Origin of the sequence: Bacteroides celer (genome assembly GCF_002632415.2) — a bacterium.
GTDB lineage: Bacteria > Bacteroidota > Bacteroidia > Bacteroidales > Bacteroidaceae > Bacteroides.
This window is the reverse complement of record NZ_CP178209.1, coordinates 4,771,911-4,785,641: the sequence shown is the minus strand read 5'-3', so window position 1 is coordinate 4,785,641 and position 13,731 is coordinate 4,771,911. Positions and strand designations below refer to the sequence as shown.

Sequence of the window (13,731 nt, the reverse complement as noted above, 5' to 3'; positions counted from 1 at the left end):
TGCGTAACCTTAAATAAAATTCCACTGCCTATGAGATTATTAATTATTATGTTGTGCATCTCCGTGGGATGTATCAGCGCAGCGAATACCTATGCTCAAAACACAATTTTGGAATTGAATGTGGAGAATCAAACTGTTGAAAGTGTCTTGAATAAAATAGAGGCACAAACTGAATTTGTATTTTTCTATAACAGTAAACAAGTGGATGTCCACAGACGTGTGTCTATAACGGCTAATAAGCAGAATGTCTTTAAAATACTAGACGAACTTTTCAAAAATACGGATGTAGCCTACTCAGTACTGGATAAAAGCATTATTTTATCTAACAAGCAATTGCTTAAAACGGAAAATCAGAAGAAAATAACCGGAAAGGTGGTAGATGTTAATGGAGAACCCATTATTGGCGCAACGATTGCTGTTAGAGGTGTCAGTGTGGGAACAGTCAGCGATGTTGATGGGAACTTTGTATTGTATGTCGAAGCCGGAAAAGAGGTGTGGTTGGACGTTTCTTATATCGGTTATAAAAAGCAGGAAATCAAGACTGACGGAAATAAACCTCTGACAATCACTTTGATCGAAAATATGGCGATGTTGGATGAAGTGGTGGTAGTTGGTTATGGTGTACAGAAAAAAGTAAACCTGACAGGTTCCGTAGCTAATGTAAACTTTGATAATGATTTGACAAGTTCCCGAACTATCACTAATGTTTCTAGTGCCTTATCTGGTACGATGCCCGGTTTGAATGTGAGACAAGGTTCAGGTATTCCCGGAGCGGATGGAGCTACTTTACGTCTAAGAGGGGTCGGCTCCCTAAATGCCGGTCAGGACCCGTTGATTTTAATTGATGGACAACCTGGCGAAATCGGACAAATTAGTGCCAATGATATTGCTTCTGTAACTGTTTTGAAAGATGCCGCATCTGCTGCTATTTACGGTTCCAGAGCTTCTAACGGTGTTATTCTTATAACAACTAAAACAGGTGAGAATACAAACGGGAAGATAGAACTTGAATATAGTGGGAGTGTAGGCTGGAATGGGGCGACAAAACTTCCTGAATTGGTAAGCAATACTGCTGATTATATGGATTTATGTAATCAGGTGGCAAGGAACTCGCAGAGAGGAGAATTGTACAGAGATGATTTTATAAATTTATGGAGAGAACAGTCAAAGGTTGATCCAATAAAATATCCGAATACGGATTGGTGGGATGTACTGTTGAATACCAATATGGTGCAAACCCATCAAATATCTTTGAGAGGTGGAAATAACAAGGTTTCTTCATATACCTCTGTCAATTTTCAGAACAATGATGGTTTGATGAATAATACTTCTTATAAAGTCGTAAATTTGAGAACCAATACAGATTTTATAGTAAATGATTGGTTGAAGGTAGGTGTAAACGTATCAGGCATGCTAGGTGTGAATGATGCTGGTAATATAAATGGAGCTTTGGAATGGTTCTATTCTACAACACCGGGTATGGTTCCTCGCCATCCGGACGGAAGGTATGGTACAGGGCAGACAGGAACGGGAGATAAAAATAATCCGTTGTGGATATTGGAAGCTCTACAAGGTGAAAAAAATAAGCGCCGTTTCACTGGTAAAGTATTTGCGGTGTTGACTCCTATGAAAGGTTTGGTTATCAATGCAAGCTATTTTAGAGATCTTTATAACTACAAAGAAAATATAGTCGACACAGATTCTCCGCGTTGGGATTTCCGTTTGGATCAACAGATAACTACAGGAAGACAGGGGATTATAACCAATATGGATAGTAATAGTGATAGATATGTGATTGATTTATTTGGGGCACGTGTAAAAACCTGTGTTTTCGTTTGTTATTTTTTGCTATAAAAAATCTTTGTAGTACCTTTGTTTTGCAATCATATAGCAATGTCAGAGAATCCATTAGTAAAGCTATTAAGCTACATACTCCCTTCGGAGTTCAACGAATATTTTGACCTTACCGATGTTAAGGAAGAAGAACGTGGCGTGGAGAAGATTCTCCATCTGTATCTTCACGAGAAGAACCTTCAGCCGGATGGTCACACAGAGCTGTCTCCCAACGGTTTCTACCCGGAATCATGCATCAACCACTTTCCTCTCAACGAGCACCGTACCGTTCTGCACGTATGCCGTCGCCGTTGGAAGGACGGTTTGGGCAGGACGTATAGCAGAGATTGGGAGTTGACAGCAAAAGGAACACGGCACACTAAGGAGTTTGCCGCTTTTTTAAAAGAATTCCTTGGATACATCCCCGATTACAGCCAGATCACTCCAGAAACCGTATCACATCAAGGCTGACGAGTTCGAACGTGCCTACAAGGATTTCCTCAGCGGTTACCGCACGTGGAAAGAATTGTCACATGCGGAGGACTGGCTTGTCTTCTATAAGAACATAGGGCCACAACTGAGCATTGACGAGACAGCGCTCTCTGACGGTGAACTTTATACAATAATCTCCAACAAGGCTGCCCATGGCGGCAAGGGAGCTATCGTGGCCATTATCAAGGGGACAAAGGTCGAGGATGTCGTAAAGGCGTTGATGCGCATCCTTTGGTACGAGAGGGCTAAGGTGCTGGAGGTAACGATGGACTTCTCCGAGAGCATGCATTCCATAGTAAAGCAGTGCTTCCCGTATGCCACGATAACCATCGACCGCTTCCATGTCCAGAAGGACTGCTACGATGCCATGCAGCAAGTGCGTATCAGGCACAGGCGCGAGGCCCAACGTACCGAAGTGGAAGCGCGCGAGCAGCACAAGCTCCGTAACAAGAAGAATGCCGAGGCACGAAAGAGACGTCTTGAGAAGAATGGAGGCAAACGGAAAGGAAAACAAGGACGGAAGCCTAACCGCAAGAATGAGAAGTACGAGCCTGTGAGGCTGTCAAACGGAGATACCGTCTGTGAACTCCTGACGCGCTCACGCTATTTGCTGATGACATCGGCAGATAAATGGACAGCGACTCAGAAAATCCGTGCAAGGCTGCTGTTTGAACTCTATCCTGATATGAAGACCGCATATTCAATCTCGCACTCTTTGCGCATGATTTTCAATAACAAAAACGCCACAAGGGAAAGCGGGAAGAAAAGCCTCGCCCAATGGTATGCAAAAGTCGGAGAGTTCGGAGACGAAAACTTCAACACTGTTGCAGCAACCATCTATGAACGGCAGGGAGAGATTCTCAACTACTTCATCAATCGGTCTACCAATGCGTCTGCTGAATCTCTTAATTCAAAGATCAAGCAGTTTCGAGCACAACTACATGGGGTTATAGATGTAAAGTTCTTCTTATTCAGACTCTCAAAGATATTTGGCTAAACACAGGTTTTTGCAAGTGCCCCGTTATGGTACAATGCGATAATAAGGGAGGGGTTAAAGAAGAAACAATTCCTTTTTTGCAGAAAAATGGAGGAGCAGTCCAGTTGATGGTCAACGATGAACCTTTTCTGATGATTGCCGGAGAACTTCATAATTCCACGTCTTCTACGGTTGAGTATATGGAACCTGTTTGGGCACGTCTCAAATCGATGAATCTGAATACTGTGTTGGCAGCTGTGACTTGGGAGTTGTTAGAACCTGAAGAGGGAATTTTTGATTATCATTTGGTTGATGTCATGTTACAAAAGGCTCGTGAGAATGATTTGAGACTTTGTCTGCTTTGGTTTGGCAGTTGGAAGAATGGAGAATCGAGTTATGTGCCGGGTTGGGTTAAGAAAGATACGGAACGTTTCTTTCGGGTGAAGAATAAGGATGGGAAGAATATTGAAACGATTTCTCCTTTCTGTAGGGAAGCCCGGAAAGCGGATGCAAAAGCGTTTGGGGCATTGATGAAATATCTGTCGGAGGTTGATAAGGAACGTACGGTAATTCTTATCCAACCGGAGAACGAGGTTGGAGTATTTCAGGAGATAGATTACTGTCCACAAGCTTTAGTAGGGTTTGAAAAAGAGGTTCCAGAAAAGCTGATGACTTATTTGGAGGATAATAAGGATATGTTGAATCAACATGTGAAAGAGATATGGGAAAGCAAGGGCTCGGTGAAAGCTGGAACATGGAAAGAGGTGTTTGGAGATACGCCTTTTACTAAAGAATTCTTTATGGCGTGGCAGTACGCTGACTATATCGATGAGGTGGCTAGGGTGGGAAAGGAGCAATATCCGTTACCCATGTTTGTCAATGCATGGCTGGTGCAATATCCGGAACAGTTGCCGGGAGGATATCCTACGGGTGGACCGGTTTCGCGTGTTATTGACATTTATAAAGCTGCTGCCGGTCACCTTGATATTTTGACTCCTGATATTTATTTACCTGACTTTAAGCGAATAGTAGCTGAATATCATCGTCCGGATAATCCTTTACTTATCCCGGAATCTACTATGGAGCCGGGAAGAGCTTTTTATGCCTTTGCCGAACATGATGCGATTGGTTTTGCTCCATTTGCAATAGAGGACGAGGGTGAACATTTTCTTCTAATCAAATCGTATGAAGTGTTGCAAGAATTGCAATCTTTAATTATCCGATATCAAGGTACGGGAAAAATGCGTGGTATATTGAAGTATGGTGATGAAATGGAACAAGTGTTCCCATTTAAGGATTATACGCTAAAAGTGGTGTATGAAAAGAATAATGAACCGGCTTACGGCCTGATTATACAAACGGATATAGATGAGTTTCTGGTTGCAGGGATGAACTTTAAAGTATTTATTTCGGCAAATGATCCCAATAAGATAGGCTATTTTGAACAGATATGGGAGGGAGGTTATGAAGCTGGGGAATGGAGCTCTGCCCGTTTATTGAATGGTGATGAGACATGGCATAATTATGCTTTGATCGCCGTAGGACGTCTTTATGACTCTTCAGAAGTGAATGCATCTAAAGGCTTTTTGGAAGCAGAGGGAGAGCAAAATTTTACGTATTCTTATGCAAGTCGTAAGAAGATAGCTACTCCGGGAATTTATAAGGCTAAGGTGTATATCAGAAATTAATCAAGTTATTCTGATTATATTTTAGGTGAACATGAATATTGTTGAGCTCCGGGCATTCGTGAGTTGAAGTTGGATTGTAAGGTGCAATAATATCTTGTCAAGTTGGCTATAATGGTATTTTTTACATAATTTTGTTTGGGTGTATAGAGAGTAAAGTCATTAATCGATAAAAAATAGAGGGTTATGATACAAAAATTATTAATGCTTTTTTTGCTTTTAGTCTGTTGTCTTTGTCAGGCACAGAATAAATATGTATTAACGGCCGACAGTAAGAAAAAAGTCGGCGTAGAGTATGGCGAGCATATTTATGCTCGTTTTGATAAGTCCGTTGTATTTCCCGGTACGATACGTGAAGTAGACATCTATGTACCTGCACAATATGATGGAAAGACTCCTGCATGTGTCTGTGTGTTTCAAGATGGAATGAGTTATAGAGCGGATACTGTAGTGTCCAATCTAATATCCAGTAAAGAAATCCCAATGATGATATTGGTGGCTGCTTCTCCGGGACAAGTCATAGGTGATTTTGACCCGGATAGTCCACGGGCAAACAGGACATACGAATATGATACTCCTTCTCCACGTTTTGGACAGTTTGTTTTAGAGGAACTTTTGCCTTTTGTCGAATCATTGAAGACTTCCGAAGGGAAAAGTATAATACTATCGAAAAATAAAAATGACCGGATGATTACAGGTTGTAGTTCTGGTGCTGCCTGTGCTTTTAATGTTGCCTGGAATACCGAAGAGTTCACTCGTGTTTATAGCTCTTGCGGTTCGCTGACCGGATTAAGAGGTTCTTTTACGAATTCTACATTGGTTCATAAATTTGAGCCTAAACCTATTCGGTTTTATTTTCAAAGTGGTTCACATGATATGTGGACTTCATTTGGTGATTGGTGGAGTGCTAATCAGGCTATGGTGCGTGCCATGGATTTTGCAGGTTATGACTTTACCTATCAATTTACGGAGAATGCAGATCATTGTGATGATAATGTAACTCAATTATTTCCGGATGCAATGCGCTTTCTTTGGAAAGGATATCCGGGTAATTCTCCATCACCCAAAAAGGAAACACATAATTCTATGTTGAGGCAAGTTTTATTGGATGGCAAAAACTTCGAACAGGTCGTGTCCGGCATCGAAGATAACTCTATTTTACTTTCTAATAATAAAGGAGAAATCCTTGTTGCTTCGGAGAAAGGAGCAAAGTTGCTTGATGATAAAAGAGAAACTGTGATTATTGATAAAAAGGTGCTGGCTATAGGAATAGATAATGAAATGTTGGCATATGAATCTCGGAAAGGTTTAGTCATTGCAGATAAAAACGGGCATATCCGGAAAAACATAAAGACTGAAATATGTCCATGCAACGCTGTCGCTTTGAGAGATGGCGGTTACTATATAGTTGGAAAAGAGAATCAGGGAGATCTGTTTACTTCAATCTGGTATTTGTCGAATGAATATGAGTTATCAAGAAAGGCAGATGGATTAAAAAGTGTGTATTCATTGGCGTTAAGTGGCAACAATAACTGGTTATATGCTTTTGGATATGACACGCGGCGTGGATTCAGCTATAAGGTGAATAAGGAACATAAGGATTTACTATATGGGCAGGAATTCTATTATATTCATGTGCCGGATCAATCTGATGGGGCAGAAACGACATCCGCAATCTGTGATAATTTTGGAAGAACGTATCTGGCAACGGCGTATGGTATTCAGATCTGTGATTATAATGGAAGAAGTGAAGCTATTCTATCCATGCCGGGAAATGTGAAACCTGTATCTGTTGCATGGGGAGGAGAAGCTATGAATGTGCTTTATGTGCTTTGTAATAATGGTTGGATTTACAAAAGAACATTAAATACGAAAGGAGCTTCTTTAGAAGGCGTAATGCCGGTTATTAGAGTTGGGGCTGGATAAGTGGTCTGCTAAATAAATTTGTTATGTAAATATAGGTTGTATGAAGAAAATTATTTTAGCATTTGATTCATTCAAAGGATCAGCAGGTTCACTGGATATTGCCCGGTACGCCCGGCAGGCTATCCGGAAAGAACTGCCTTATTGTGAGGTATTAGAATTTCCGGTAGCTGATGGTGGTGAAGGAACTACCGAGGCCATTTGTACTGCTCTGGAAGTGAATAAGATCTTCTGTGAGGTGCATGACCCGTTAATGAATCCGGTGGAAGTTTCTTATGGAATAACAAAAGATGGAGCTACTGCAATTTTAGAAATGGCATCAGCAAGCGGATTGCCTTTAGTCGCATTTCCTTTACGCAATCCGATGAATACGACTTCTTATGGGACTGGCGAAGTGATCTTGGATGCATTGAACCGCGGGTGTCGTCAATTTATTGTAGGACTTGGCGGCAGTGCAACCAATGATGCTGGCATGGGTATATTAAGTGCTTTAGGTATTCGTTTCTTTGAAAAATCGGGAGAACGATTAGAACCGAAAGGGAGTAACTTGGCTGCGATTGAGTTTATAGATGAAACCTTTGTTCATCCGGCTTTGAAAGAAGCCACTTTTACAATGGCCTGTGATGTTCATAATCCGTTCTATGGTTTGCAGGGAGCAGCCTATGTATTTGCACCCCAAAAAGGAGCTACTCCGGACCATGTTATAAGTTTGGATGAGGGGCTTCGGCATTATGCCGAGGTTATTAAGAGACAAAAACAGATGGATATTGCTTTTATTCCAGGTGCGGGAGCGGCAGGTGGTATCGGCGGAGGATTGCTTCCTTTTATACAGGCAGAGCTAAAGTCGGGCATTGATGTCATATTGGATATTCTTCATTTTCGTGAAGCATTGCAAGGCGCGGATCTTATTTTCACAGGTGAAGGGAAATTGGATGCACAAACGGGCATGGGTAAAGCGTTAGGCGGAATTTTGAAGGAAGCTCGGAAAGAAAATGTCCCTGTCATTGCTTTGGGTGGTGGGGTCGAAGCTACTGAACAACTGAATAAAATGGGATTTACTGCTGTATTATCTATTCAGCCTGCCCCTGTATCTTTGGATAAAGCTATGCAGCAGAAGTTTACGTTGGATAATGTAGAGCGTACTGTAACCCAATTGATACGTATTATAAAGCAATTCAGTCTGAATCAGAAATAAAATCAAGAGTTTCTCATGACAACAATAGGTGCTCTAATCGGATTAATGTTATCCGTATTTTTGATTATCAAAAAAATAGCTCCAGCTTATAGTTTAATAGCCGGAGCTATTGTCGGTGGTTTATTAGGTGGATTGCCTCTGGTGGAAACTGTAAAAATGATGACGGAGGGAGTAAAAGACGTGACTCCGGCCATTATTCGTATTCTTACCGCAGGAGTGTTGTCTGGCGTTCTTATTAAAACGGGAGCGGCTGCTACTTTATCCAATGCTATCATCTCTTCATTAGGCGAGAAACGAGTATTTGGAGCTTTGGCTTTAGCTACCATGTTACTTTGTGCAGTCGGTGTATTTATAGATGTCGCTGTTATAACGGTTGCTCCTGTAGCTCTTTCCATAGGTAAACGATTAGGATTGTCTCCTTCTGTATTGTTAGTAGCTATGATAGGAGGAGGAAAATGTGGAAATATCATTTCTCCCAATCCCAATACGATTATTGCAGCTGATAATTTTGGAGCAGATCTTTCATCAGTTATGTTAGCTAATCTTTTACCTGCTTTTTTAGGATTACTGTTTACGGTATTTGTGATCGTGCGCTTTATTCCTAAGCGATTGATGGTGATGCGTGAGACAAAGGAGGAAGTGCAAGATGATAGGCAACTTCCGTCACTTGCCAGTAGTCTGGTAGCTCCTATAGTAACGATTATACTTTTAGCTTTACGTCCTGTTGCAGATATTGCTATTGACCCATTGATTGCGCTGCCCATAGGTGGTCTTTGTGGATTACTTTGTATGAGGCAGTGGAAGAATCTTTTGCCTTGTATGGAGTATGGACTGCAAAAGATGTCTTCTGTTGCTATTTTATTGGTTGCTACTGGTACTATTGCCGGAATAATAAAGAACTCTACGTTAAAAGACTGGATATTAAACCTGTTGGCGCAAGCACACTTTGATGAAGTTATGATTGCTCCTGTATCAGGGGCGCTGATGTCAGCCGCCACCGCTTCTACTACCGCAGGAAGTACTCTTGCATCCGCCTCTTTTGCAGAAACCATATTAGCAGTAGGGATTTCCGCTGTATGGGGAGCTGCAATGATAAATTCCGGAGCAACTGTACTGGATCATTTGCCCCATGGCTCTTTTTTCCATGCCACTGGCGGCGTTTGTGAACTAACTTTTAAAGAACGACTAAAGTTAATACCTTATGAAACTCTTATTGGTGCAGTGTTAGCTGCTTCTACCACCTTGTTATGCTTACTTTGTTAGTTGTGGCTTATACTTCTTTTCCTATCTTTTCGAAGTCAGCTCTCGATTTACTTTGAGTCACAATATATACTCCCAGGAATACAAGTGCGATAGCAATCCCTTTCTCCCAGCCGAAACTTCCGATGCCCATCGCGATTGCCGCAATCGTAGCCACGATGGGTTGCATATAATTGTACATACTGACTACCGTAGGACGGAGCAGCCTCTGTGCAGTCATAATGCAGAGATACGCGAGGAAACTACCTCCTAATACGACATAAAGTACCTGTAGAATGGCGACAGTGGAAATAGAAGTCCATTGAATCGTAGAAATATCATAATAGGAGAACGGAATGTAACACATTGAAGCATATATGAACATCCATTTATTAATCGTTACTGCCGAATATCGTTGAGACAATCCCTTGAATACAGTCAGGTATATGGAAAAACTGATTTGCGCAACGAGACAAAGCAAGTCACCAATCAGGCTTCCATTTCCGTTGTTTCCTGCCTGGCTGCTCATAATGAGAATGAGCGCTCCCATAGCACCTATAAAAATTCCCAGTACTTTTTTATTTGTCACCGGTTCTTTTAAATAGATAGCTGCTACAACCATTGTTACAATCGGTAGAGTGGTAGTTACGATAGAAGCATCAATAGGAGAAGTCATAGAAAGCCCGAAGATGAACACTCCTTGATTGAATACTAGCGCAAACAGTGAAGCAAAGAAGATTTTCAGCATATCCTGATGGTTCACATGTTCCTGTTTGCAAAATATAGAAAGGATCCAGAAAGCGGCTGCTGCCCCTACCATGCGGAATGTAGTAACAGAAATCGGGGAAAACTCTTGAAGAGCCGACTTACCGATGGGAGACATTAATCCCCACATAACGTTTGCTGTAAGCGCAAACAAATGACCATACAGGTTCTTACTTTTGTCCATGTTGATACTATTTATTTTACCATATCTCTGATATCATTAACAATCAAATAGAGAAAACGGTTGCAAAGGTAGTCTTTTATCGTATGATTTGTTTATATTTGCCTTGATTAAACTTGAATATTATGGAACAACAAGCCAATTATATCCGTCGTATCGAGATACACGGACTATGGGAACGCTTTAATATAGGATGGGATTTGCGTCCCGATGTGAACATCCTCTCCGGCATCAACGGAGTGGGGAAGACTACCATTCTGAACCGTTCGGTGGGATACCTCGAAGAACTTTCCGGTGAAATGAAAAGTGACGAGAAGAACGGTGTGCGTCTCTTTTTCGACAATCCCCAGGCAACCTATATTCCTTATGACGTCATCCGGAGCTACGACCGTCCCCTGATTATGGGTGACTTCACAGCCCGCATGGCCGACAAGAATGTAAAGTCTGAACTGGACTGGCAGCTTTATCTCTTGCAACGCCGTTACCTCGATTATCAGGTCAACATTGGTAATAAGATGATTGAAATGCTTTCCAGTATTGATGAAGAAGAGCGTCGTAAAGCAGCTACATTATCTGTAGCCAAACGTCGTTTTCAGGATATGATTGACGAACTATTTAGCTATACACGCAAAAAGATAGACAGGAAACGGAACGATATCGCTTTCTATCAGGATGGCGAACTATTATTCCCTTATAAACTGTCGTCCGGTGAAAAGCAAATGCTGGTTATCCTACTGACCGTACTCGTGCAGGACAACAGCCATTGTGTATTGTTTATGGATGAACCGGAAGCCTCCCTTCATATAGAATGGCAGCAGAAACTGATTGCTATGATACGTGAACTGAATCCGAATGTGCAGATTATCCTGACTACCCATTCGCCTGCCGTCATTATGGAAGGCTGGCTGGATGCCGTGACAGAAGTAAGCGATATATCTACCACCGTAGGGCACAAGCTCGACAAGGATTCTTCCAACTGTAATTTGTAATTCGTAACCTGTAATAGAACAAATGGCAACTTCACTACGAGATAATCTGACTTCTTCTTATTTCAATGCCGCCCATAAGCTTTATCCGAAGAAAGCCCGCCGACGTATCATCGCTTACGTAGAAAGCTATGACGACATCGCTTTCTGGCGCACATTGCTTGAAGAGTTTGAAGACGACGAACACTATTTCCAAGTGATGCTTCCTTCGGCCACCTCCCTGGCAAAAGGAAAAAAGATGGTACTCATGAACACGCTGAATACAGCCGAATTGGGGAGAAGTCTGATTGCCTGTGTGGACAGTGACTATGATTTCCTGTTGCAGGGAGCTACCAATACCTCCCGTAAAATCAACCGGAGCAGGTATATTTTTCAGACTTATACCTATGCTATTGAAAACTATCATTGTTTTGCCGAAAGCCTTCACGAAGTATGTGTGCAGGCTACGTTGAATGACCGTTCCATTTTAGATTTCAACTTCTACCTGAAGAAGTACTCCGAAATAGTATATCCGCTTTTCCTCTGGAACGTATGGTTCTATCGCCAACGGGATACTTATACTTTCCCTATGTACGATTTCCATACTTATACTTCTTTGCGCGAGATTAATCTCCGGCATCCGGAAAAGAGCTTGGAATCCCTTCAACAACGGGTTAATCAGAAGTTGGCAGAGTTGAAAAGGAAATTTCCCCATAACATCAATCAGGTGAATGGATTGCGGACTGAATTTAAAGAGCTGGGCTTGGTGCCGGAAACTACTTACTTGTATATGCAGGGACACCATGTGATGGATAATGTGGTAATGAAACTACTGATTCCGGTCTGCACCGTGCTGCGTCGTGAACGGGAACAGGAAATCAAGCGGCTGGCCGAACACAATGAACAGTTCAGAAACGAACTGACTTGTTATCAGAACAGCCAGGTGAACGTAGAAATCATGCTCAAGAAGAATGTAGCCTACAAAAGACTCTTCCATTATGATTGGCTACGGCAGGATATCAGTGAATATTTGGAAGAAGGAAAGAATAAAGAAGAAAAGAAACAGAGATCATAAATAAAAGAAAAACTAAAAAAGAGAGAGACGATTGCTTATGAAAGAAGTAAAAGAAGTGGTTGATACAGTGAGTGTGGCATTGGCAAACGGGCAACCGGAAGAAGCAGGTAATGTGGTGATGCAAGAAGTGAATCATGCTTTGCTCTCGATGGGAGTGGATGAAGCTATGGCTGATAAGATTGATAACTTTATCATCTTATTGTTTATTATTGGAATAGCATTACTGGCCAATCTGATTTGCCGCAAGATTATTCTGCGTACCGTGGCTAAATTGGTGAGACAGACAAAAGCTACTTGGGATGATATTGTATTTAATGATAAAGTAATGGTGAACATCAGCAGGATGGTGGCGCCTATATTGATTTATATATCTATTCCTATTGCTTTTCCCGAACATGCAGACTCTGCTTTGCTTGATTTTCTTCGAAGACTTTGCATGATTTATATCCTTGCAGTCTTTCTTCGCTTCGTCAGTGCTTTGTTCACGGCTGTGTATCTGGTATATAGCGCGCGTGAGCAATATAAAGACAAACCTTTGAAAGGGCTTTTGCAGACAGCGCAAGTCATTCTCTTCTTTATAGGAGCTATCATCATTATCAGTATTTTGATAAAGCAAAGTCCGGTGGTGTTGCTGACCGGATTAGGAGCTTCTGCTGCGGTTCTGATGTTGGTTTTCAAAGATAGTATCATGGGATTTGTCTCCGGCATCCAGCTTTCCGCCAATAATATGCTGAAGGTGGGTGATTGGATCACGATGCCGAAATATGGTGCGGACGGTACGGTGATAGAAGTAACATTGAATACCGTAAAAGTACGTAACTTCGACAATACTATCACCACCATTCCTCCTTACCTGTTGATTAGTGATTCTTTCCAAAACTGGCAGGGAATGCAGGAATCCGGCGGACGTCGTGTGAAACGCTCTATCAATATAGATATGACCAGTGTGCATTTCTGTACGCCGGAGATGTTGGCAAAATACCGGAAGATACAACTGTTGAAAGACTATGTGGATGAAACGGAAAAGGTAGTGGAAGAATATAATAAGGAACATCATATCGACAACTCTGTGTTAGTGAATGGACGCCGGCAAACAAATTTGGGAGTTTTCCGTGCCTATCTGACTAACTATCTGAAGAATCTGCCTACCGTCAATCAAGACCTGACCTGTATGGTACGTCAGCTTCAGCCTACTGAAACCGGTATCCCATTGGAACTTTATTTCTTTTCTGCCAATAAAGTATGGGTTGCCTACGAAGGCATACAGGCAGATGTTTTCGATCATGTGCTTGCCATTATTCCCGAATTCGACTTGCGTGTCTTCCAAAACCCGTCGGGGGCAGACCTGCATCGGATAGGGGTAAAGATAGAAAACTAATCAAACGATAAAACGCTTATAAAT

At 41.8% G+C, this 13,731-nt stretch carries 11 protein-coding genes; 10 read left to right on the top strand and 1 reads right to left on the bottom strand.

Annotated features, from left to right (window positions below; all coding sequences use genetic code 11):
- Positions 1-30 precede the first annotated feature (30 nt).
- From CJF29_RS19475 to CJF29_RS19445, 7 genes are all read left to right on the top strand, one after another.
- Entirely contained in the window at positions 31-1,854 is a 1,824-nt protein-coding gene (locus CJF29_RS19475) for a SusC/RagA family TonB-linked outer membrane protein (protein WP_176553196.1), read from the top strand.
- A gap of 39 nt (positions 1,855-1,893) precedes the next feature.
- On the top strand, positions 1,894-2,304 hold the full coding sequence (locus tag CJF29_RS19470) for a hypothetical protein (RefSeq protein ID WP_002558307.1): 411 nt from the start codon (positions 1,894-1,896) through the stop codon (positions 2,302-2,304).
- Positions 2,246-3,322 (top strand): transposase, encoded by a 1,077-nt coding sequence (locus CJF29_RS19465; RefSeq protein ID WP_002558306.1) that lies wholly within the window; start codon positions 2,246-2,248, stop codon positions 3,320-3,322. The genes CJF29_RS19470 and CJF29_RS19465 overlap by 59 nt, the downstream gene beginning before the upstream one ends.
- Positions 3,323-3,348: 26 nt before the next feature.
- A complete protein-coding gene (locus tag CJF29_RS19460; protein WP_074638986.1) occupies positions 3,349-4,989 on the top strand; it encodes a DUF5597 domain-containing protein in 1,641 nt (546 codons plus the stop codon).
- Positions 4,990-5,172: 183 nt separating this feature from the next.
- Positions 5,173-6,912, top strand: coding sequence for an alpha/beta hydrolase-fold protein (locus CJF29_RS19455; RefSeq protein WP_008020666.1), 1,740 nt, complete (start codon positions 5,173-5,175; stop codon positions 6,910-6,912).
- A gap of 40 nt (positions 6,913-6,952) precedes the next feature.
- The gene (locus CJF29_RS19450) at positions 6,953-8,104 is read left to right on the top strand and encodes a glycerate kinase (protein ID WP_008020668.1); all 1,152 of its coding nucleotides are present in this window, start codon (positions 6,953-6,955) and stop codon (positions 8,102-8,104) included.
- Between the two features lie 15 nt (positions 8,105-8,119).
- The gene (locus CJF29_RS19445) at positions 8,120-9,367 is read left to right on the top strand and encodes a GntP family permease (protein WP_008020669.1); all 1,248 of its coding nucleotides are present in this window, start codon (positions 8,120-8,122) and stop codon (positions 9,365-9,367) included.
- A 7-nt stretch (positions 9,368-9,374) separates the two neighbouring features.
- Here CJF29_RS19445 and CJF29_RS19440 read toward each other — a convergent pair whose 3' ends face one another.
- Positions 9,375-10,292 carry a DMT family transporter gene (locus tag CJF29_RS19440; protein WP_055236320.1) on the bottom strand — a complete coding sequence of 306 codons (918 nt, stop codon included), beginning with the start codon at positions 10,290-10,292 and terminating at the stop codon, positions 9,375-9,377.
- A 122-nt stretch (positions 10,293-10,414) separates the two neighbouring features.
- Between CJF29_RS19440 and CJF29_RS19435 the strand changes: the two genes are divergently transcribed.
- Genes CJF29_RS19435 through CJF29_RS19425 form a run of 3 tightly spaced genes read left to right on the top strand, consistent with a single transcriptional unit; the run spans position 10,415 to position 13,707 of the window.
- Positions 10,415-11,278 carry an AAA family ATPase gene (locus CJF29_RS19435; RefSeq protein WP_032843051.1) on the top strand — a complete coding sequence of 288 codons (864 nt, stop codon included), beginning with the start codon at positions 10,415-10,417 and terminating at the stop codon, positions 11,276-11,278.
- A gap of 22 nt (positions 11,279-11,300) precedes the next feature.
- Entirely contained in the window at positions 11,301-12,329 is a 1,029-nt protein-coding gene (locus CJF29_RS19430; protein ID WP_004312100.1) for a DUF4435 domain-containing protein, read from the top strand.
- Between the two features lie 37 nt (positions 12,330-12,366).
- Positions 12,367-13,707, top strand: a complete 1,341-nt coding sequence (locus CJF29_RS19425) for a mechanosensitive ion channel family protein (RefSeq protein WP_085930461.1) — start codon at positions 12,367-12,369, stop codon at positions 13,705-13,707.
- Positions 13,708-13,731 lie beyond the last annotated feature (24 nt).

What these genes read in the sequence shown, in the direction of transcription:
- CJF29_RS19435 (WP_032843051.1), top strand. Translation starts at nt 10,415, where the DNA reads ATGGAACAACAAGCCAATTATATCCGTCGTATCGAGATACACGGACTA.
- CJF29_RS19440 (WP_055236320.1), bottom strand. Translation starts at nt 10,292, where the DNA reads ATGGACAAAAGTAAGAACCTGTATGGTCATTTGTTTGCGCTTACAGCA.
- CJF29_RS19460 (WP_074638986.1), top strand. Translation starts at nt 3,349, where the DNA reads ATGGTACAATGCGATAATAAGGGAGGGGTTAAAGAAGAAACAATTCCT.
- CJF29_RS19475 (WP_176553196.1), top strand. Translation starts at nt 31, where the DNA reads ATGAGATTATTAATTATTATGTTGTGCATCTCCGTGGGATGTATCAGC.
- CJF29_RS19455 (WP_008020666.1), top strand. Translation starts at nt 5,173, where the DNA reads ATGATACAAAAATTATTAATGCTTTTTTTGCTTTTAGTCTGTTGTCTT.
- CJF29_RS19430 (WP_004312100.1), top strand. Translation starts at nt 11,301, where the DNA reads ATGGCAACTTCACTACGAGATAATCTGACTTCTTCTTATTTCAATGCC.
- CJF29_RS19470 (WP_002558307.1), top strand. Translation starts at nt 1,894, where the DNA reads ATGTCAGAGAATCCATTAGTAAAGCTATTAAGCTACATACTCCCTTCG.
- CJF29_RS19425 (WP_085930461.1), top strand. Translation starts at nt 12,367, where the DNA reads ATGAAAGAAGTAAAAGAAGTGGTTGATACAGTGAGTGTGGCATTGGCA.
- CJF29_RS19450 (WP_008020668.1), top strand. Translation starts at nt 6,953, where the DNA reads ATGAAGAAAATTATTTTAGCATTTGATTCATTCAAAGGATCAGCAGGT.
- CJF29_RS19445 (WP_008020669.1), top strand. Translation starts at nt 8,120, where the DNA reads ATGACAACAATAGGTGCTCTAATCGGATTAATGTTATCCGTATTTTTG.